General features: G+C 60.1%; 16 protein-coding genes. 5 read left to right on the top strand and 11 right to left on the bottom strand.

The features are described from left to right. Positions 1-22: 22 nt before the first annotated feature. The 4 genes from EAH74_RS27430 (at position 23) to EAH74_RS27415 (ending at position 3,640) form a co-directional block, all read left to right on the top strand. A complete protein-coding gene (locus tag EAH74_RS27430; protein ID WP_140682610.1) occupies positions 23-412 on the top strand; it encodes a RidA family protein in 390 nt (129 codons plus the stop codon). Positions 413-544: 132 nt separating this feature from the next. After that, a complete protein-coding gene (locus EAH74_RS27425; RefSeq protein WP_140682609.1) occupies positions 545-1,309 on the top strand; it encodes an IclR family transcriptional regulator in 765 nt (254 codons plus the stop codon). 39 nt (positions 1,310-1,348) lie between these two features. Continuing rightward, positions 1,349-2,566 (top strand): amino acid deaminase, encoded by a 1,218-nt coding sequence (locus tag EAH74_RS27420; protein ID WP_140682607.1) that lies wholly within the window; start codon positions 1,349-1,351, stop codon positions 2,564-2,566. Between the two features lie 138 nt (positions 2,567-2,704). Continuing rightward, complete coding sequence (locus EAH74_RS27415; RefSeq protein WP_140682605.1) at positions 2,705-3,640, top strand: sugar kinase; 936 nt, start codon at positions 2,705-2,707, stop codon at positions 3,638-3,640. Between the two features lie 105 nt (positions 3,641-3,745). Here the strand turns inward: EAH74_RS27415 and EAH74_RS27405 are convergent, their stop codons facing one another. Both EAH74_RS27405 and EAH74_RS27400 read right to left on the bottom strand, forming a co-directional pair. Beyond that, complete coding sequence (locus EAH74_RS27405) at positions 3,746-4,021, bottom strand: peptidylprolyl isomerase (RefSeq protein WP_007898282.1); 276 nt, start codon at positions 4,019-4,021, stop codon at positions 3,746-3,748. 66 nt (positions 4,022-4,087) lie between these two features. Continuing rightward, a complete protein-coding gene (locus tag EAH74_RS27400) occupies positions 4,088-6,625 on the bottom strand; it encodes a PAS domain-containing hybrid sensor histidine kinase/response regulator (protein ID WP_140682602.1) in 2,538 nt (845 codons plus the stop codon). A 120-nt stretch (positions 6,626-6,745) separates the two neighbouring features. Here EAH74_RS27400 and EAH74_RS27395 point away from each other — a divergent pair, with 120 nt between their 5' ends. Beyond that, a complete protein-coding gene (locus EAH74_RS27395) occupies positions 6,746-7,855 on the top strand; it encodes a PilT/PilU family type 4a pilus ATPase (RefSeq protein ID WP_140682599.1) in 1,110 nt (369 codons plus the stop codon). Between the two features lie 114 nt (positions 7,856-7,969). Here the strand turns inward: EAH74_RS27395 and EAH74_RS27390 are convergent, their stop codons facing one another. The 9 genes from EAH74_RS27390 to EAH74_RS27350 form a co-directional block, all read right to left on the bottom strand. After that, positions 7,970-9,925 carry an acetoacetate--CoA ligase gene (locus tag EAH74_RS27390; RefSeq protein WP_140682596.1) on the bottom strand — a complete coding sequence of 652 codons (1,956 nt, stop codon included), beginning with the start codon at positions 9,923-9,925 and terminating at the stop codon, positions 7,970-7,972. 65 nt (positions 9,926-9,990) lie between these two features. Beyond that, complete coding sequence (locus EAH74_RS27385) at positions 9,991-10,776, bottom strand: 3-hydroxybutyrate dehydrogenase (RefSeq protein WP_140682593.1); 786 nt, start codon at positions 10,774-10,776, stop codon at positions 9,991-9,993. 7 nt (positions 10,777-10,783) lie between these two features. Then, positions 10,784-12,175: a GntP family permease gene (locus EAH74_RS27380; RefSeq protein WP_140682590.1), complete on the bottom strand. Its 1,392-nt coding sequence runs from the start codon at positions 12,173-12,175 to the stop codon at positions 10,784-10,786. Positions 12,176-12,466: 291 nt separating this feature from the next. Continuing rightward, on the bottom strand, positions 12,467-13,873 hold the full coding sequence (locus EAH74_RS27375; protein WP_140682588.1) for a sigma-54 interaction domain-containing protein: 1,407 nt from the start codon (positions 13,871-13,873) through the stop codon (positions 12,467-12,469). A gap of 143 nt (positions 13,874-14,016) precedes the next feature. Then, a complete protein-coding gene (locus tag EAH74_RS27370) occupies positions 14,017-15,591 on the bottom strand; it encodes an ABC transporter ATP-binding protein (RefSeq protein WP_140682585.1) in 1,575 nt (524 codons plus the stop codon). A gap of 26 nt (positions 15,592-15,617) precedes the next feature. Continuing rightward, on the bottom strand, positions 15,618-16,640 hold the full coding sequence (locus tag EAH74_RS27365) for an ABC transporter permease (RefSeq protein WP_046048461.1): 1,023 nt from the start codon (positions 16,638-16,640) through the stop codon (positions 15,618-15,620). Then, positions 16,640-17,701: a microcin C ABC transporter permease YejB gene (locus EAH74_RS27360; protein WP_140682582.1), complete on the bottom strand. Its 1,062-nt coding sequence runs from the start codon at positions 17,699-17,701 to the stop codon at positions 16,640-16,642. Before EAH74_RS27360 ends, EAH74_RS27365 begins: the two co-directional genes overlap by 1 nt. Continuing rightward, on the bottom strand, positions 17,701-19,569 hold the full coding sequence (locus EAH74_RS27355; RefSeq protein ID WP_140682579.1) for an extracellular solute-binding protein: 1,869 nt from the start codon (positions 19,567-19,569) through the stop codon (positions 17,701-17,703). The genes EAH74_RS27360 and EAH74_RS27355 overlap by 1 nt, the downstream gene beginning before the upstream one ends. A gap of 135 nt (positions 19,570-19,704) precedes the next feature. Next, entirely contained in the window at positions 19,705-19,986 is a 282-nt protein-coding gene (locus tag EAH74_RS27350) for a peptidylprolyl isomerase (protein ID WP_046048458.1), read from the bottom strand. Between the last annotated feature and the right edge of the window lie 23 nt (positions 19,987-20,009).

Raw genomic sequence — 20,009 nt, 5'->3', positions numbered from 1 at the left:
TTTTCAATCAGGAGAAACACTCATGAGCATTACTCGTTACGGCACCGGCAGCACCGCCGGTGGCGGCCAGCCCCGTCCTTTCGCCCGCGCCGTTGAAGCCGATGGCTGGCTGCATGTGTCCGGGCAAGTACCGGCGCTGGATGGCGAAATCATTGTGGGTGGCATCGTCGAACAGACTCACCAGACCATGAAGAATTTGATCGCCATTCTCGAAGAGGCTGGTTACGGCCTGGAAGACGTGGTGCGCGCCGGCGTGTGGCTGGAAGACCCGCGGGATTTCTGGAGTTTCAACAAGGTGTTTTCCGAATATTTCAAAAGCGAACACGCACCGGCCCGGGCCTGTGTGCAGGCGAACATGATGGTCGATTGCAAGGTCGAGATCGACTGCGTCGCGTACAAGAAAAAGGCCTGAACCGCGGTGACTCTTGTAGGAGCTGCCGAAGGCTGCGATCTTCTGGCGTTTTTGTAGGTGCCAGAAGAGCTGGATCAAAAGATCGCAGCCTGCGGCAGCTCCTACAGGGCAACATTGAATGAGCATACTGAAATGACCGAAGACACCATCAAGCGCCGGGCTCGCGGTCTGGACCGGGCGTTCGATATCCTCGATTTTCTCAAGGAAGTCGGCAAGCCCCTGCGCCCGAACGAAATCGCCAGCGGCATCGGCAGCCCGAAATCCACGGTCTACGAATTGGTTGCCTCCCTGTTGGAACGACGGATTCTGGAGGCCGTGGGCAAGGACGGTCACGTCTACCTCGGCCGTCAGCTGTACTTCCTCGGGCAAGCGCATTTACGCCATTTCGACCTGACCCGCGAGGCCGATCATGCCTTGCAGGAGATCGTCAGCCAGACCCGCGAAACCGCGCAGATGTGCCTGCTCAACGGACGAAAATACACTGTGGCCTTGATGAAAGAGGGCGAGCGGCATTTCCGCATTTCCTCGGACATCGGCGAGAACACGCCGATCCCCTGGACCGCTTCCGGGCGCCTGCTGCTGGCGCACTTGAGCGACCAGGAAATCGTCGACCTGATTGATCACGACGACTTCATCCTGCCCAACGGTGAACGCCTGCCGCTTGAACAGTTTCTCGGTGAAATCCGTCAGGCCGCTATCGATGGCTTCTTCTCTTTCGATAGCGTTGCCGACACCTTTACCCATTGCTTTGCCGCCCCGGTGAAAGACCCGAACGGCGTGGCCATTGCGACCCTGTGCATCGTCGCCCCACGGGCCGATGCCAAGAACAATTACAACGACTACCGCCGGGTGCTGATCGACAGCGCCAACAGCCTGGCCCGTCGCATCAACGAATAACAGCGGCTGCCTGCGGCCGCGAATGTGAGGAGTTCGACCATGTTTTCTGCCAAAAATACTGCCACCGTAGAAAAGGGCTTTGCCCACACAGGCGCCAATCTGGTGCGCGACGTCAGCCTGCCTGCGCTGGTGCTGCACCGCGAAGCGCTGGAACACAACATTCGCTGGATGCAGGCCTTTGTCAGCAACAGCGGTGCCGAACTCGCCCCCCACGGCAAAACCAGCATGACCCCGGCGCTGTTTCGCCGCCAACTGGACGCCGGTGCCTGGGGCATCACCCTGGCCAGCGCCACGCAAACCCGCGCGGCTTACGCCCATGGCGTGCATCGGGTGCTGATGGCCAACCAATTGGTCGGTACGCCGAACATGGCGTTGATCGCCGATCTGCTGACGGACCCGTCTTTCGACTTCCATTGCATGGTCGATCACCCGGACAACGTCGCTGACCTCGGCGCGTATTTCGCCTCCCGCGGTGTGCGCTTGAACGTGATGATCGAGTACGGCGTGGTCGGCGGTCGTTGCGGTTGCCGCACGGAAGATGAAGTGGTCGCACTGGCCAAAGCCATTGCTGCACAACCGGCCCTGGCGCTGAGCGGGATCGAAGGATACGAAGGGGTGATTCACGGCGATCACGCGGTGAGCGGCATCCGTGCGTTCGCTGATTCTTTGGTGCGCCTGGCCGTGCAATTGCAGGACAGCGGCGCGTTTGCCATTCCCAAGCCGATCATCACTGCGTCGGGTTCGGCCTGGTATGACCTGATCGCTGAATCCTTCGAAGCGCAGAACGCCGGCGGACGTTTCCTCAGCGTGCTGCGTCCCGGCAGCTACGTCGCTCACGACCATGGCATCTATAAAGAAGCGCAATGCTGCGTGCTCGATCGCCGCAGCGACCTGCACGAAGGCCTGCGCCCGGCGCTGGAAGTCTGGGCTCACGTGCAGTCGTTGCCGGAACCGGGTTTTGCGGTGATCGCCCTGGGTAAACGCGACGTGGCCTACGACGCCGGGTTACCGGTGCCGCTGTTGCGTTACAAGGCGGGCGTGGTGCCGGCGACGGGCGACGACGTCAGTGCCTGCAAGGTGACGGCGGTGATGGACCAGCATGCGTTCATGACCGTGGCGCCGGGGGTTGAGTTGCGGGTGGGGGACATTATTTCCTTTGGTACTTCGCACCCGTGCCTGACGTTCGACAAGTGGCGTATCGGGTGTCTGGTGGATGAACAGCTGAACGTCATCGAAACCATGGAAACCTGTTTCTAAGGCTCCAGACCGAGGCGCGGCCATCGCGAGCAAGCTCGCTCCCACAGGGATCGTGTGAACACTGAAGATCCCATGTGGGAGCGAGCTTGCTCGCGATGAGGCCCTGCCAGACAACACCGAAACACCAGAGACCCCACAATGAACACCATCAGCACCCTCGGCCCCAACACCCCGCGCATTGCCCTGATCGGCGAGTGCATGATCGAGTTGCAGCAACGCGCCGACGGCAGCCTGCAACAGAGTTTCGGTGGCGATACCTTGAACACGGCGGTCTACCTGTCCCGGGAGCTGGGTGAGGGCGGCACGGTGGATTACGTCACCGCCCTGGGCGACGACAGTTTCAGCGATGCGATGTGCCAGAGCTGGGCCGAGGAAAATATCGGGCTCGGTATGGTCCAGCGCTTGCCCGGCCGATTGCCCGGCTTGTATTGCATCCAGACTGACGCTGCCGGCGAACGGCGTTTTCTCTACTGGCGCAACGAGGCGGCCGTCCGCGATTGTTTCACCACCCCGGCCGCCGCGCCGATCCTGGCGGCACTGCCGGATTACGATGTGCTGTATTTCAGTGGCATCACCCTGGCGGTACTGGGTGTGCAAGGTCGGGAGAAGTTACTGGAAACCCTGGTCGAAGCCCGGCAGCGGGATGCGCGGATCGTGTTCGACAACAACTACCGGCCACGTTTGTGGGCGTCGATCGAGGACGCACGAGCGGCCTATCGCAGCGTTCTGCCCTATGTCGACCTGGCATTGCTGACGGTCGATGACGAACAGGCGCTGTTTCATTTTTCCGATTGCGAGGCGGTGTTTGCCGCTTACGAGCAGATTGGCACGCCTGAAGTGGTACTCAAGCGTGGTGCCGAGGCGTGTCTGATTCGTTGTGATGGCGCGTCGTTTGAAGTGCCGGCGCAGGTGGTCGAGCGGGTGGTGGACACCACGGCGGCGGGGGATTCATTTAGCGCCGCGTACCTGGCCAGCAGGCTCAAGGGTGGCAGTCCGGTTGAGGCTGCTGAAGCGGGGCACCGCTTGGCGAGTCGGGTGATTCAAGTACCTGGAGCTCTGATTCCCAAAGACTGAAATGCAATCCCCTGTAGGAGCTGCCGAAGGCTGCGATCTTTTGATCTTGCTCTTTTAAATCAAGATCAAAAGATCGCAGCCTTCGGCAGCTCCTACAATGATCCATTAATCCCGGTAAAACACCTGCACCAGGTGATAGCCAAACTTGCTCTTGATCGGACCATGCACAACCCGCAACGGCTTTTTGAAAATCACGGCATCGATAACCCCAACCATCTGCCCGGGCCGTACTTCACCCAGGTCGCCGCCGCGCTTGCCAGACGGGCAGGTGGAATACTTCTTGGCCAGCACATCGAAGGCTTCGCCCTTGGCGATGCGTTGTTTGAGCTGTTCGGCTTCTTCCGAGGTTTTCACCAGAATATGGCGGGCTTGAGCTTTCATGGGCAGTACCTTGCAACGGTGGTGGCTATGTGGGTGCCAGCGGGGGGCGCGCGATTATGCCTTAACTCAGTCCGGTTGACCGATCATCGCGCGAATCTTGTTGGCCAACAGGTCAATGGAAAAGGGCTTGGCCACCATGTCCATGCCTTCTTCCAGGAAACCCTGGCGCTCGGCGGCTTTTTCCGCGTAACCGGTCATGAACAGCACTTTGAGTTCGGGGCGATGCTGACGCGCAATCTCCGCCAGTTGTCGACCGTTCATCCCCGGGAGCCCGACATCGGTGACCAGCAAATCGACCCGCAGGTCGGACTCCAGCAGGGGCAGGGCAGTCTTCGCGTCTTGGGCTTCATGGGCGTGGTAACCCAGCTCGTTGAGCAGGTCGAGCACCAGCATGCGCACCGCCGGATCGTCCTCCACCAACACCACGGTTTCACCGGCAATCGCGGCCGGCGCTACGCTGGTGACCGGCATCAGGATGTTTTCGGGCTCTGCGGCGTGCAGCCGCGGCAGGTACAGACGAACGCTGGTGCCCTGGCCCGGCAAGCTGAACAGGCTGACATGACCGCCTGACTGCTGGGCAAAACCATAGATCATCGACAACCCAAGACCGGTGCCCTGGCCGATGGGTTTGGTGGTGAAGAATGGGTCGAAAGCCTTGGCCAGCACCGACGGTGTCATGCCGGTACCGTTGTCGCTGACGGCAATCATCAGATAATCCCCGGCCTTGATCGGTTCCAGGGTGTTGATATCACTGCTGTCGAGGTAAACGTTGGCGGTTTCAATCCGCAACTCGCCGCCATCGGGCATGGCGTCCCGGGCGTTGATCACCAGATTGAGCAGGGCATTTTCCAGCTGGCTGACGTCGGTGCTGACCGGCCAGACGTCATCGGCCAGTTGCAGTTTGAGCTCGATGTGGTCGCCCTTGGTCCGACTGAGCAGATCTTCCAGGGAATGGATCAGATCATTGGCGTTCAGCGGCTTGCGGTCCAGTGACTGACGCCGGGAAAACGCCAGCAGGCGATGGGTCAGGGCGGCGGCGCGGTAGGCCGAGGACACTGCCGCCTCGGTGAAACGGCCCACCTCGGCGACGCGCCCGTCGGCGATGTAGCGCTGCATCAAATCGAGGCTGCCGATGATCCCGGTGAGCATATTGTTGAAGTCATGGGCGATGCCGCCGGTGAGCTGGCCGAGCGCTTCCATCTTCTGCGCATGGCGCAACGCCTCTTCGGCGCGTTCGCGTTCGAACATCTCGTTCTGCAGTCGCTGGTTGGCTTCAGCCAATTGTTGGGTGCGGGCGGCGACCCGTTCCTCAAGGGTTTCGTTGAGATTGCGCAGGGCTTCTTCGGTCTGTTTGCGCTCGGTTTCGTCAATCACAAAGATATAGAATCCATTGACCGCACCATCCGCGCTGTGGCGCGGCAAGTAGTTCATCAGGGCCTGGCGGATGCTGCCGTCACGGTGCGGGGTGCTGATGCTGAAACAACAAGGCTTGCCGGACAGTGCCTGGGCGATGTGTTCGGCGCGCAAGGCATAGGCTTCTTCACCCAGTACTTCACGGATGGTTTTGCCAAAGAGCTCCTGAGGCGTCAGCCCGTACCAGTCGAGGTAGGCCGCATTGTTCAGGCGAAAGCGTTCCTCGCGGTCCACGTAGCTGATCAGGATCGGCATGGCGTTGATGATCAGTTGCAGCTCGGTCTGGCTTTGCCGCAAGGCTTGTTCTGTGTGTTTACGTTCGGTCAGGTCCAGGGCGGCGCCGAGGAAGCGGATCGGCCGGCCATGGTGGTCCTTGTAGCAACGACCCCGGGCAAACACCCAGCGCAGCTGACCGTCGGCCTGCAGCAGGCGATATTCCTCGGCGTACTCGGTGCCGTGGGTGATGGAGTGCTTGATGCTGCGGGCGACCATGGCGCGGTCTTCCGGGTGCACCCCCTGAAGGTAAGCGCTGATGGGCAACTGATTGGCGAGCAGCGGGTCGATACCGTGTAACTGGGCGAAGTGGGTGTCGGCAATGAAGCGGTCTTCGTTGATGTCCCAGTCCCAGGTGCCGACGGCGTCGGTGGCCGCGAGCGCAAGTTGCAGGCGCTCCTCGGTTTCGTGCTGGGCCTTGAGGCTCGCAGCCGAACGCTGCTCGAGTTCGAGGGCGATGCGTCGGCGTTCGTTGGTTTCGATGGCCGTCACCAGAATCCCGGCGACCTGGGCGCTTTCATCGCGGATGGGGCTGTAGGTCAGGTCCAGCCAGAAGTCGGAATCATGGCCATTACGCTGCAAGGTGAAGCGCTGTTCGCTGTAGGTCCGTACCTGACCTTGTAGGACGGCGCTGTAAATGGGATCGGTAAAGTCTTTTAACTCTGGCCAGATCAGGTGTGTCGGCTGTCCGAATGCGTGTGGATGCTTGCTGCCGGCCAGCAGGGCGAAGCCGTCGTTGTAGATCTGCGTGAGCTGCGGCCCCCACAGCAACAGCATGGGCATCGGCGAATGAATCACGATATCCACGGCGGTTCGCAGGCTTTGCGGCCAGGTACTGGCAGCGCCCAGCGGGCTGCGTCTCCAGTCCAGTCGGGCAATCAAGGCCTGGGCATCGCTGCCGGTCGGTGATGCGTTCATCAAGATGTCCTGCACTTAAGTCGGTGTAGCGGTGTCAACTATCCTTGTACCGCAGTAGACGCTGGATGACCCAATTTGGGTCATTTTTATTCATTGAATGCTTCGCGGGTGCTTTTTGCCATGGAAATCGATGCACTGTTAAGGCTCCTGGCCAGTCAGAATGGCTCCGATCTTTATCTGTCTACCGGTGCGCCACCCAGCGCACGGTTCGAGGGTGTGCTTAAACCCTTGGCCGATCAGCCGTATAAACCGGGTGAAATCGCGGCCATTGCCGCGTCCATCATGGACGCCGAACAGCGTCTGGAGTTCGATCGGGAGCTGGAGATGAACCTGGCCATCTCTTTGACCGGTATCGGGCGCTTTCGACTGAATATCTTCAAACAACGCAACGATGTGTCGATCGTAGCGCGCAACATCAAACTCGACATTCCGCGTTTCGAAGATCTAAAGCTGCCGTCGGTGCTGCTCGAAACGGTGATGCTCAAACAAGGACTGATGCTGTTCGTCGGCGCTACCGACTCGGGCAAGTCAACTTCGCTGGCAGCGTTGATCGACTACCGCAATCGCCACAGCAGTGGCCACATCATCACCATTGAAGACCCGGTCGAGTACATCCATCGGCACAAGAAGTCGATCATCAACCAGCGCGAGGTCGGCGTCGACACCCGCAGTTTTCACGCCGCATTGAAAAATACCCTGCGCCAGGCACCGGACGTCGTGCTGATCGGCGAAATTCGTGACCGCGAGACGATGGAGCATGCGCTGGCGTTTGCCGATACCGGTCATCTGGTTATTTCCACGCTGCATGCCCACAACGCCCATCAGGCGCTGGACCGGATCATCAACTTCTTCCCCGAAGAACGGCGGACGCAACTCCTGCATGACCTGGGCAACAACCTCAAGGCCTTCGTTTCCCAGCGATTGGTGCGTACCCGTGACGGTCAGCGACGGGCGGCGGTGGAAGTGATGATTGGCACGCCGACCGTCGGCGACCTGATCCGGCGCAATGAGTTTTCCGAGCTCAAAGGGATTATGGAGAAGTCTGTGGAGCTGGGGATGCAGACGTTCGACGGAGCGCTTTATGCGTTGGTCGTCGAGGGCGCGATTGACGAGGAAGAAGCGTTGAAACATGCGGATTCGGTGAACAATTTGCGCTTGCGGCTGAAGCTGCACGCCGAAGCGTCACCGGGCCCCCATGCGCCGCCGGGTGAATGGGGGCTCATGGACTGACATCGCCCCCTGTAGGAGCTGCCGAAGGCTGCGATCTTTTGATTTTATGGCATCAATGATGTCGCTAAAGATCAAAAGATCGCAGCCTTCGGCAGCTCCTACGCAGGTTGTGTTTCAGTCGTTGAGTTCGGGGCGGTTGCGGAATTGTTCAAGGGCCTCGGGATTGGCCAAGGCATCGGTGTTTTTCACCTTCTGCCCGTGCACCACATTCCTCACGGCCAACTCGACAACCTTGCCACTGATCGTCCGTGGAATGTCCGTCACCGCGACAATCTTCGCCGGCACATGCCGTGGTGTGGTGTTGGCGCGGATGACCTGGCGGATCTGTTGTTGCAGCGCTTCGTCCAATTCGACGCCCTCGCGCAAGCGCACAAACAACACCACCCGCACGTCATCCTGCCATTGCTGACCAATGGCCACGCTGTCCAGAACCTGTGGGATTTTCTCCACCTGACGGTAGATTTCCGCGGTACCGATGCGCACTCCGCCGGGGTTGAGCACGGCGTCGGAGCGTCCGTGGATCATCATCGCGCCGTGGGGCAATTGTTCCGCGTAATCGCCTTGGGCCCAGACACCGGGGAACTGACTGAAATACGAGGCGCGAAGCTTTTCCTGCTGAGGATCATTCCAGAACCCGATGGGGATTGCCGGGAAGTGCCGGATGCACACGAGCTCACCTTTTTCGCCGATCACCGGCTGGCCGTCGTCGTTCCAGACTTCCACCGCCATGCCCAGGCTTTTGCCTTGTATCTCGCCACGGCGTACCGGTTGCAGCGGATTACTGTTCACAAAACACGAAACGATGTCGGTGCCGCCGGACATCGAGGCCAGGCACAGGTCAGGCTTGAGGTCGCGGTAGACGTAGTCGTAACTCTGCGGCGACAACGCGGAACCGGTACACAGCAGGGTTTTGAGGCTGCTCAGGTCATGGCTTTCGCGAGGTTTGATGCCGTTGCTTTCCAGGGTCGCGAGGTACTTGGGGCTGGTGCCGAAGACACTGATGCGTTCGTCGTCGATCAGGTCGATCAGGCGCTCGGGGGCGGGATGAAACGGCGAGCCGTCGTACAGCACCACCGTGCTGTCCACGGCCAGTGCCGAGACCAGCCAGTTCCACATCATCCAGCCGCACGTGGTGTAGTAGAACAACCGGTCGCCGGGGCCGAGGTCGCAATGCAATCCGTGTTCCTTGACGTGTTGCAGCAACACGCCGCCGGTGCTGTGAATGATGCATTTCGGCACGCCGGTGGTGCCGCTGGAATAGAGGATGTACAGCGGATGCGCGAAGGGCACGGGGACGAAATCCGGTTCGCCGCCCACGTCGTAGAAATCATCCCAGAGCGTCACGTTGGCCCGGGTGTGGAAGTGTTCGATGTGCGCTTGCGGTCGGGCGTAAGGCACGACAATCAACTGCTGCAAGGATGGCAAGCGTTCGAGGATTTCATTGACCTTGGCGGTCTGGTCGATGTCCTTGCCGGCATAGCGGTAACCGGCGCAGGTGATCAGCACTTTCGGCTCGATCTGGCCGAAACGGTCGATTACGCCCTGGGTACCGAAGTCCGGCGAAGAGCAGGACCAGATCGCTCCTAAACTGGTGGTGCCGAGCATCGCCACCAGGGTTTGCCAGGTATTGGGCATGCACGCCGCGACGCGGTCACCGAGGCCGACACCGGCGGCTTTCAAACTGTTCTGAAACCCTGCGACATGCTCAGCCAGTTCTGCCCAGGTCAGGTGTTCACGCTGGCCGTTCTCGCCGATGGCAATGACCGCCACGGCATCGTCGCGACGGCGCATCAGGTGTTCGGCGAAGTTCAGGGTGGCGCCGGGAAACCATTGGGCGCTGGGCATTTGCGCGCCCTCAACCAGTACAGCGTCCGGTTGATCGTGGAAACGGATGTCGAAGAAATCGACGATGGCCTGCCAGAACGCTTCACGCTGATCGATGGACCATTGATGCAGGGCAGGGTAGTCGTCGACGTGGAGGTTGTGTCGCTGATTGATGAAGCGCCGAAAGGCCTCCATGCGGGTCTTGCCGATGCGCTTGGCGCTGGGTTGCCAGAGGATGTCGGACATGGCTTGCCTCTTCTTGTTGGTATCAGATCGTTCCCCCGCAGAGCGTGGGAACGATCATCTGCGGGTTACTGCGCCAACCACCCACCATCAATATTCCACGCCGCGCCACGCACCTGGCTGCCGGCCTCGCTGCACAAAAACAGCACCAGTTCGCCCAATTGTGGCGGTGTCACAAACTCCAGCGAAGGTTGCTTCTCGGCCAACAAATCATGTTGCGCCTGCTGCGGGTCGATCCCTTTGGCGATGCGGTCATCAATCTGCTTCTGCACCAGTGGCGTCAGCACCCAGCCCGGGCAGATGGCGTTGCAGGTGACATTGGTGGTGGCGGTTTCCAGACCCACCACCTTGGTCAAACCGATGACGCCATGCTTGGCGGCGACGTAAGCCGCCTTGCCCACCGACCCGACCTGGCCGTGCACCGAAGCGATGTTGATGATCCGTCCCCAACCCTTGGCGCGCATGCCCGGCAGGCTCAAACGGGTGCTGTGGAACACCGACGACAGGTTGATCGCAATGATCGAATCCCAGCGCTCCGCCGGGAACTCTTCCACCGGCGCCACATGCTGAATACCGGCGTTGTTGACCAGGATGTCCACGCCGCCGAACTCGCGCTCGGCATAGGCGAACATGTCGGCGATCTGTGCCGGGTCGCTGACGTCGGCCGGGTGATGGCCAACCTTGCCACCGCTTTTGTTATTGAGCAGCTCGACCTCGGCAATCACCTTGGACGCATCACCGAAACCGTTGAGGATCAGATTGGCGCCTGCCTTGGCCAGGCTGAGGGCAATGCCCAGGCCGATGCCGCTGGTGGAACCGGTGACCAGTGCAGTCTTGCCCGAAAGAGTCGTCATGAATACCTCACACAATGCCAGTGGCGTAGAAAGTACCGATCACCACAAAAACCGCCAGGGTCTTGATCAGCGTAATACAGAAAATGTCTTTGTAGGCTTCGCGGTGGGTCAGGCCAGTCACCGCCAACAAGGTAATCACCGCGCCGTTGTGCGGCAGGGTGTCCATGCCACCACTGGCCATCGCGGCCACCCGGTGCAGCACTTCCAGGGGAATGTTGGCGGCGTGGGCCGCTGCGATGAAGTCATTGGCCATAGCCGCCAGCGCAATGCTCATACCGCCCGACGCAGAACCGGTGATGCCGGCCAGCAGGGTCACGGTGATCGCTTCGTTGACCAGCGGATTGGGAATGCTTTTGAGCCAGTCGGCCAGCACCAGGAAGCCCGGCAAGGAGGCGATCACCGCACCAAAGCCGTACTCCGACGCGGTGTTCATCGCCGCCAGCAACGAACCGCTGACCGCGCTTCTGCTGCCTTCGGCCAACTTGCCGCGAATCGCCTGGAAGCCGAACACCAGCACCATGATGATGCCGACCAGCAACGCAGCTTGAACGGCCCAGATCGCCGTGAGTTTGGCGATGTCGGTGGTTACCGGCGCGGCCATGCCCGGCAGCGCGAGGCTGTGGGTCTTGCCGTACCACTGCGGAATCCACTGGGTAAACAGCAGATTCATGACGCCGACGGCCAGCAGAGGCGACACGGCGATCCACGGGTTGGGCAGTTTGATGTCGGCAGCGGTTTCGGGTTCGTTGCGCAGTTCGGTGCCATAACCCTCACCGGCGTGCTGAGCCTTGTTGCGCTGGCGCTGCAGAAACAGCATGCCGGTGCAGACCACAAAGATCGCGCCGATCAAGCCCAGCCAGGGCGCGGCCCAGGCGGTGGTGTTGAAGAAGGTGCTGGGAATGATGTTCTGGATCTGCGGGGTGCCGGGCAAAGCGTCCATGGTGAACGAAAAGGCACCGAGGGCGATGGTCGCCGGGATGAGACGCTTGGGAATATTGCTCTGGCGGAACATTTCAGCAGCAAACGGATAGACCGCGAACACCACCACGAACAGCGACACGCCGCCGTAAGTCAGCAGGGCGCAGACCAGTACAATCACCAGCATCGCCTGACTCGTGCCGAGCAGGCGAATTGCCGCTGCGACGATGGAGCGCGAAAAGCCCGACAGCTCGATCAGCTTGCCGAACACCGCACCGAGCAGGAACACCGGGAAATACAGTTTGATGAAGCCGACCATTTTCTCCATGAACACCCCGGTGAAAGCGGGGGCGACGGCGGAAGGGTCGGTGAGCAGAACGGCGCCGAGGGCGGCAATCGGGGCAAAGAGGATAACGCTGTAGCCACGGTAGGCCGCGAGCATTAGCAGCGTGAGGGCTGCCAAGGCAATGATCACACTCATGGTGTGTCTCCTGGATTGTTATTTTTTTAGGGTGGATCTTGGTGGGAGAGGGCTTTAGCGAGTTTCGTGCCAGGCAGTTAACATATTGAAATATATAGGATTTATATAGATTGTTGAGTGTTGTGACAGATATTTGTCTCTGGTTTGAGACAATGATGCACCTAAAAGATCGCAGCCTTCGGCAGCTCCTACGGGGAAATGCGCAAATCACCTGTAGGAGCTGCCGAAGGCTGCGATCTTTTGATCTTGATGGGCTGTCTCTAGCTTGAGATCGGTGTCTCTCTATTGAGACTATGCAATCCCCAACGCCACCATCTTCTTATACAAAGTAGACCGCCCCAAGCCCAGTCGCGCCGCCGCTTCAACAACCTTCCCGCCGCATTGCGCGAGGGCAGCTTCAATCAACTGTCGATCAAACCGCTCCCGAGCCTCACTGAAAGTCTCATGCGCAACCGGCTCAATCGTGACAGGCGCCACGCGCTCTACCGGTGTGAACGTACCAATCGCCGCGCGGATATCATCGGCATTCAGCATCAGGTCATCACTGAGCAGCGCCGCCCGCTCAAGCACATTGCGCAGCTCACGAATATTCCCCGGCCAGGCATGTTGACCCAGCAGTTCCAGGGCTTCGCGGTTCAATTCGTGCTGACTGCGCAGCTCCTCCAGAATCGCTTCACTGAGGGCTGGCAGGTCATCGAGTCGATCACGCAGCGGCGGGACCTGGATTGGCAGCACGTTGAGGCGGTAATACAGGTCGGCGCGAAATTCGCCGCGTTTGATCGCGGCTTCCAGATCTGTGGAGGTCGCGGCTATCACCCGCACATCGCTGTGGATCACTTCGTTGGAACCCACCGGCTCGAATTCCTTTTCCTGCAGCACCCGCAGCAATTTGCTTTGCAGTGGCAGCGGCATGTCGCCGATTTCATCGAGAAACAAAGTGCCGCCCTGGGCGATCTGTAACTTGCCGGCACGGCCCTTGCGATCAGCACCGGTAAATGCGCCGGGCGCGGTGCCGAAGAATTCCGCTTCCAGCAACGATTCGGGAATCGCCGCGCTGTTGATGCTGACAAAGGCTTTGTGCGCGCGCGGCGAAGCGCCGTGAATCGCCTGGGCCAGCAGTTCTTTGCCGGTGCCGGTTTCACCGAGCAGCAACACCGGGGACTCGGCGCTGGCACTGCGTCGGGCACGGCGCTTGACTTCGAGGCTGGCGGCGCTGGTGCCGATAAAGTGCGCGAAGTTGTACTTGGTTTGCCGCGCTCGCAGCAGCGAGCGGGTGGATGCCAGTTCTTCCTGCATGCTCATGTAGCGCTTGAGCATCGGCGAGAGGCTGCGCAATTCGTCGAACAGCGCAAACCCGATGGCGCCGATCACCACGCCAGCGTCGTCATGAATCGGCAGGCGCATCACCACCAGTGGTTCTTTGGGGGTGTCCTGCATGTCGAGCAGGATCGGCCGACCGGTGCGCACCACCTCGCGCAACAGACTGCCGGGGATCACGCTTTCGCAAGCCTTGCCGATCGCCACTTCCGCCGATTCCAGGCCGAAGCGTCGGGCATAGCGCTCGTTCATCCAGACGATGTTCGCATCGCGGTCGACAATCACCGTGCCTTCGCTGGACTGCTCGATGATCTCGAACAACGAACGGATCGCTAGCAAACGAACGCGTTGGTAGTCCTTGAGGCTTTCGGTGGTGTTCATGGGCGTCATGTCCAAAATGTGTAGTGTCTGTACGGGCCTAATCGCGAGCAGGCTCGCTCCCACAGTTTGAAATGCATTCCAATGTGGGAGTGACGGTGCGGCGATCCGACCTGCTCGCGATGGCCGCGCCGCGGTTTCAAGTCTTAACCCGGATGTGCTGCCGCCAACAGTTCTTTGGTATACGGATGCTGCGGCGAATCGAACACGTCGTGGCTGGCACCGCTTTCCACCACTTTGCCGTCCTTGATCACGATCATGTCGTGAGCCAGTGCGCGCACCACTGCCAGGTCGTGGCTGATGAACAGGTAGGTCAGGCCATGTTTTTCCTGAAGTTGGCGGAGCAGGGCGACCACTTGTTTTTGCACTGTGCGATCCAGTGCCGAGGTCGGTTCGTCCAGCAGGATCAGCGCCGGTTTCAGCACCAGCGCGCGGGCGATGGCGATGCGTTGGCGTTGGCCGCCGGAAAACTCGTGCGGGTAGCGATGACGGCTTTGCGGATCAAGTCCGACTTCCACCAATGCCCGAATCACTTCGGCTTTGCATTCGTCAGCCGTCAACTGGCTATGCACCTCAAGGCCTTCACTGATGATCTGCGCCACGGACATTCGCGGGCTGAGGCTGCCGAACGGGTCCTGGAACACCACCTGCATTTTCTTGCGCCACGGCCGCAGCTGTTTTTGCGTCAGGCCGTCCAGCGCTTCACCTTGAAAGCGAATGCTGCCTTCGGAATCGAGCAAACGCAGGATCGCCTGACCCAGCGTCGACTTGCCGGAGCCGGATTCGCCCACAATACCCAGCGTCTTGCCGCGCTGAATATTCAGGCTGATGCCATCCACGGCCTTCAGGTAAGTCTTGCGCTGAAACAGCCCGCCGCTCAGGGCGAACTGCACCCGCAAGTCATCCACCTCAAGCACGTTCTCGCGCTCGTCCCGGGGCAGTGCTTCACCTTCCGGTTCGGCGTTGAGCAGCACGCAGCTGTAAGGATGTTTCGGTTCGGTAAACAGCGTTTCGCAAGGTGCCTGCTCGACGATCTCGCCGGCCTTCATCACGCAGACTCGTTGGGCAATGCTGCGCACCAGATTGAGGTCGTGGCTGATCAGCAGCAGCGACATGCCAAGACGCTGTTGCAGGGATTTGAGCAGCAGCAGGATCTTGCGCTGCACTGTCACGTCCAGCGCTGTGGTCGGCTCGTCGGCGATCAGCAGCTCCGGTTCGCAGGCCAGGGCCATGGCGATCATCACCCGTTGCCGTTGGCCACCGGACAATTGATGGGGATAGGCTTTGAGCCGCTCTTTGGGTTTCTGAATGCCCACCAGATGCAGCAACTCGAGTATCCGCGCTTGTGCCGCTTTGCCGGCCAGGCCCTTGTGCAGCAGCAGGGTTTCGCCGATCTGTTTTTCAATGCTGTGCAGCGGGTTGAGCGAGGTCATCGGCTCCTGGAAGATCATCGCGATGCGGTTACCCCGCAGTTCTCGCAACACCTTGGCCGGAGCGCCGACCAGCTCCTGGCCACGGTAGCGGATACTGCCCGTGGTTTCGGTGCCGGTCTCGGGCAGCAGTTGCAGGATCGAGTGAGCGGTCACCGACTTGCCGCAACCCGACTCGCCCACCAGCGCCAGGCATTCGCCGGGGCGGATGTCCAGGCATAGATTGCGCACCACGGTCTGGCCGCTGAAGGCCACGCGGAGGTCACGGATTTCGATCAGGTTGTTACTCATATCAGCCGTCCGCTTCATGATCGTGATCAAGATCGAGGGTCAAACGCATCTCGCAATGCCTCCCCGATAAACACCAGTAAAGAAAGAATCAGCGCCAGGGTGAAAAACGCCGTCAGCCCCAGCCACGGCGCTTGCAGGTTCTGCTTACCCTGACCGATCAACTCGCCCAGCGATGCACTGCCGGCGGGCATGCCGAAGCCGAGGAAGTCCAGCGCCGTGAGGGTCGAGATCGCCCCGGTCAGAATGAACGGCAGATAACTCAGGGTCGCGTTCATTGCGTTGGGCAGGATGTGCCGGACGATAACCTTGCGGTCAGTCAGGCCCAACGCCCGGGCGGCTTTGACGTATTCCAGGTTGCGTCCGCGCAGAAACTCGGCGCGCACCACGTCCACCAGGGCCAGCCAGGAAAACAGCGCCATGATCCCCAGCAGCCACCAGAAATTAGGCTCGACGAAACCCGACAGGATGATCAGCAGGTACAGCACCGGCAGCCCCGACCAAACCTCCAGCAACCGTTGACCGATCAGGTCGACCCAGCCGCCGTAGTAGCCTTGCAGGGCGCCGGCCGCGATGCCGATCAATGCGCTGACAAATGTCAGCATCAAGGCAAACAGGATCGACACCCGCGCACCGAAAATCACTCGGGCCAACACGTCCCGCGCCTGATCGTCGGTACCCAGCCAGTTGACCTTCGTCGGAGGACTGGGCGCCGGTTGGTTGAGGTCATAGTTTGGCGTGTCGTCGCTGAAGGGGATTGGCGGGAACAGCATCCAGCCACCGTCCTGGTGAATCAGCTTCTGCACATAGTCGCTGCGGTAGTCCGCCTGGAACGGCAGCTGCCCGCCAAATTCCTGCTCGGTATGACGTTTCAGGGCCGGGAAGTAGAGGGATCCCTGATAGCTGACGATCAGCGGTTTGTCGTTGGCGATCAGCTCGCCACCGAGGGTCAAGAGGAACAGGCCGACAAACAGCCACAGCGACCACCAGCCGCGTCGGTTTTTCTTGAAGCGCTCGAAACGACGACGACCTAACGGCGAGAGCTTGAACATCAGGCGTTCCTCGCGGCGAAGTCGATACGCGGGTCCACGAGGGTGTAGCAGAGGTCGCCGACCAGTTTTATCAAGAGACCGAACAGCGTGAAGATGAACAGCGAACCGAATACCACCGGATAATCCCGGGAAACCGCGGCTTCGTAACTCATGCGACCCAGGCCGTCGAGAGAGAAAATCACTTCGATCAGCAGGGAACCGGCGAAAAATACACTGATGAACGCCTGCGGGATCCCCGAGACCACCAGCAACATGGCGTTGCGAAACACGTGACCATAAAGCACTCGGCGTTCGCTCAGACCCTTGGCGCGGGCGGTGACCACGTACTGGCGCGTGATTTCATTGAGGAAGGAATTCTTGGTCAGAATGGTTAGCGTGGCGAACCCGCCGATCACCAGCGCTGTCACCGGCAATACCAGGTGCCAGAAGTAATCGGCGATTTTGCCCACGGTCGACAGCGAGTCGAAGTTGTCCGAGACCAGCCCCCGCACCGGGAACCAGTTCAGCGAGGTACCGCCGGCGAAGACCACGATCAGGAACATCGCGAACAGGAACGCCGGCATGGCGTAGCCGATGACGATCGCAGTGCTGCTCCAGATATCGAAGTGGCTGCCGTGGTGCACAGCCTTGCGGATGCCCAAGGGAATCGACACCAGGTAGGTGATCAGCGTCGCCCAGAGCCCAAGGGAAATGGTCACCGGCATTTTTTCCAGGATCAGGTCGGTGACGGTCGCTCCGCGGAAAAAGCTCTTGCCGAAGTCCAGGCGCGCGTAACTGGTGAGCATCAGCCACAGACGTTCATGCGCCGGCTTATCGAAGCCGTATTGCTTTTCGATGTCCTTGATCAGTTGCGGGTCGAGGCCGCGACTGGATCGGGAGGTGCCGGACATGCGTTCGCCGGAACCGCCGCCGACACTCGCGCCGCCTAGGCCTTGCAAGTGCGCGATGGCCTGTTCCACCGGGCCGCCCGGCGCGGCCTGGACGATGATGAAGTTGACCAGAAGAATGATCACCAGCGTCGGAATGATCAGCAGCAGGCGCCGCAGTATGTAAGCCCACATCAGTGCGGCCCTCCGGGTTTGCCACGGCGGATTTTCTCAGCGGTCATCTGTTGGTTGGTCAGCGGCGTGGTGCTGATTTCCCACCAGCTCTCGATGGCTTCGTCATTGCTCGCTTGCTCGTTGGGCCTGCCGAAACGATTCCACCACACGGTGGAGCTGCCCGGCGGGTAATAGTTGGGAATCCAGTAGTAGTTCCATTGCAGCACCCGGTCCAGCGCGTGGGCATAGTGCAGCATTTCGGGTTGGGTGGTGGCGCGAACCAGTCCGGTGATCAGTGTGTCGACCGCCGGATTTTTCAACACCATGTAGTTATTGGCGCCAGGGTCGTTGGCCGAGACCGAGCCGAAGTAATTGATCAATTCGCCCCCAGGCGAGGTCGTGACCGGGTAGCCGGTGACGATCATGTCGTAGTCGCGGCTCATCAGGCGATTCACGTATTGGGACGAGTCGATGCGGCGGATGTTCAGGTCGATGCCGATCTGTTTCAGGGTGCGCTTATAAGGCAGCAGCAATCGGTCCATGCCGTTCTGGCTGACCAGGAAAGTGAAACTCAGCGGCGTGCCATCGGCGTTGACCAGTTGATCGCCATCGGGTTTCCAGCCGGCCTGTTCGAGCAGATTGAGTGCCTGCAACTGTTTGTCGCGAATCACGCCGCTGCCATCGGTTTTCGGTGATTCGAAAACCTGGGTGAACACCTCGTCGGGGATCTGCCCGCGCAGTGGTTCGAGAATCGCCAGCTCGCCGGCGTCCGGCAGCTTTCGGGCGGCGAGGTCGGTGTTGGAAAAAAAACTCTGTTGGCGGATGTACAGGTCGCGCATCATCTGCCGGTTACTCCACTCGAAATCCCAGAGCATGGCCAGCGCCTGACGCACTCGACGGTCCTGGAACAGAGGGTTTTGCAGGTTGAACACAAAGCCCTGAGCCGTTTGGGGAGCTTGCGTTGCCAGGTGTGCCTTTTGCAGGCGCCCGTCACTCAGGGCCGGGCCGTCGTAGCCGATGGAGTAACCGGTGGCGGAAAATTCGCGGTTGTAGTCGTAGGCACCGCCGCGCAGAACCTGGCGGGCGACGTCGGTATCACCGAAGTACTCGATGCTGAAATGATCGAAGTTGTAGAGGCCGCGGCTGACCGGTAAATCCTTGCCCCACCAATCGGCATTGCGCTCGAAGGTGATGCTGCGACCGGAGTCGACCTTGCTCACTCGGTAGGGGCCGCTGCCCAAAGGTGGCTCGTAACCGCCGCCATTGGCGAAGTCGCGAGTCTTCCACCAATGCTCGGGAAACACTGGCAGGGTCGCGATATCGAGGGGCAGGGTACGGTTCTCATTGCTTTTCAAGTCGAATCGAACTGTCAGAGGTGATTCCACTTCGACGCCTTTGACGTCGGCAAATTGGGTGCGATAACGCAGGCTACCCTGGGTCATCAACAGGTCGAAGGTGTAGCGCACGTCTTCGGCCGTGATCGGTTTGCCGTCCGCGAAACGGGCCTTGGGGTTCAGGTAGAAGCGCAGGAACAAACCGTCGTCCGAGCGCTCCATCTGCTGCGCCACCAGGCCGTACACGGTGTAAGGCTCGTCCAGCGAACGCTGGGCGAGGGGCGAGTAAAGCAGGCCATCGATCTGTGTGACGCCAATGCCTTTATCGATGTAGGGCAACATATGATCGAAATGACCGATTTCGACGGCCGAGCGGCGCATCGTGCCACCCTTGGGGGCTTGCGGGTTTGTGTAGGCAAAATGACTAAAGCCGGCAGGATACTTCGCCGGTTCACCGTACACGGTCAACGCATGTTGCGGTGCTGCAGTCACACCGGTGACGCTCAACAACAGAGCCACGGCAGTGAACAATAAAGTAGGGAACGCCAGTCGCATTGTCAGCCTTAGAGCCGGGTGGTCAATATCCGCAATTTGTACGCTAGCGGCGCGTCCCTCGCCACCCGTATCACGTATCCCAAACACAACGGCCCACCAAAAGGTGGGCCGTTGTGCAAAAAACTCAAGGGTTGATCAGTCCTGACGGCTGGTCACTTCCAGCAGGTGGTAACCAAACTGGGTCTTGACCGGGCCTTGCACCACGTTGATCGGTGCGCTGAAGACCACGGCGTCGAATTCCTTGACCATCTGGCCTGGACCGAACGAACCCAGATCACCGCCCTGGCGGCTGGACGGGCAAGTGGAGTTGGCTTTGGCGACTTCGGCGAAATCAGCGCCGCCTTCGATTTGGGCTTTCAATTCGTTGCACTTGGCTTCGCTGGCAACGAGGATGTGACGGGCAGTGGCTTTAGCCATGGTGAAATACTCCTTTCAATGTT

The sequence above is a fragment of the Pseudomonas mandelii genome (genome assembly GCF_006438925.1).
In the GTDB taxonomy this organism is placed as follows: Bacteria; Pseudomonadota; Gammaproteobacteria; order Pseudomonadales; family Pseudomonadaceae; genus Aquipseudomonas; species Aquipseudomonas mandelii_C.
Note: the sequence above shows the minus strand (reverse complement) of the source record. Positions and strands in the feature narration are given on the sequence as shown.

Excerpts from the sequence above, each read along its gene's own strand:
- EAH74_RS27430 (WP_140682610.1), top strand. The coding sequence starts at position 23 with ATGAGCATTACTCGTTACGGCACCGGCAGCACCGCCGGTGGCGGCCAG.
- EAH74_RS27425 (WP_140682609.1), top strand. The coding sequence starts at position 545 with ATGACCGAAGACACCATCAAGCGCCGGGCTCGCGGTCTGGACCGGGCG.
- EAH74_RS27420 (WP_140682607.1), top strand. The coding sequence starts at position 1,349 with ATGTTTTCTGCCAAAAATACTGCCACCGTAGAAAAGGGCTTTGCCCAC.
- EAH74_RS27415 (WP_140682605.1), top strand. The coding sequence starts at position 2,705 with ATGAACACCATCAGCACCCTCGGCCCCAACACCCCGCGCATTGCCCTG.
- EAH74_RS27405 (WP_007898282.1), bottom strand. The coding sequence starts at position 4,021 with ATGAAAGCTCAAGCCCGCCATATTCTGGTGAAAACCTCGGAAGAAGCC.
- EAH74_RS27400 (WP_140682602.1), bottom strand. The coding sequence starts at position 6,625 with ATGAACGCATCACCGACCGGCAGCGATGCCCAGGCCTTGATTGCCCGA.
- EAH74_RS27395 (WP_140682599.1), top strand. The coding sequence starts at position 6,746 with ATGGAAATCGATGCACTGTTAAGGCTCCTGGCCAGTCAGAATGGCTCC.
- EAH74_RS27390 (WP_140682596.1), bottom strand. The coding sequence starts at position 9,925 with ATGTCCGACATCCTCTGGCAACCCAGCGCCAAGCGCATCGGCAAGACC.
- EAH74_RS27385 (WP_140682593.1), bottom strand. The coding sequence starts at position 10,776 with ATGACGACTCTTTCGGGCAAGACTGCACTGGTCACCGGTTCCACCAGC.
- EAH74_RS27380 (WP_140682590.1), bottom strand. The coding sequence starts at position 12,175 with ATGAGTGTGATCATTGCCTTGGCAGCCCTCACGCTGCTAATGCTCGCG.
- EAH74_RS27375 (WP_140682588.1), bottom strand. The coding sequence starts at position 13,873 with ATGAACACCACCGAAAGCCTCAAGGACTACCAACGCGTTCGTTTGCTA.
- EAH74_RS27370 (WP_140682585.1), bottom strand. The coding sequence starts at position 15,591 with ATGAGTAACAACCTGATCGAAATCCGTGACCTCCGCGTGGCCTTCAGC.
- EAH74_RS27365 (WP_046048461.1), bottom strand. The coding sequence starts at position 16,640 with ATGTTCAAGCTCTCGCCGTTAGGTCGTCGTCGTTTCGAGCGCTTCAAG.
- EAH74_RS27360 (WP_140682582.1), bottom strand. The coding sequence starts at position 17,701 with ATGTGGGCTTACATACTGCGGCGCCTGCTGCTGATCATTCCGACGCTG.
- EAH74_RS27355 (WP_140682579.1), bottom strand. The coding sequence starts at position 19,569 with ATGCGACTGGCGTTCCCTACTTTATTGTTCACTGCCGTGGCTCTGTTG.
- EAH74_RS27350 (WP_046048458.1), bottom strand. The coding sequence starts at position 19,986 with ATGGCTAAAGCCACTGCCCGTCACATCCTCGTTGCCAGCGAAGCCAAG.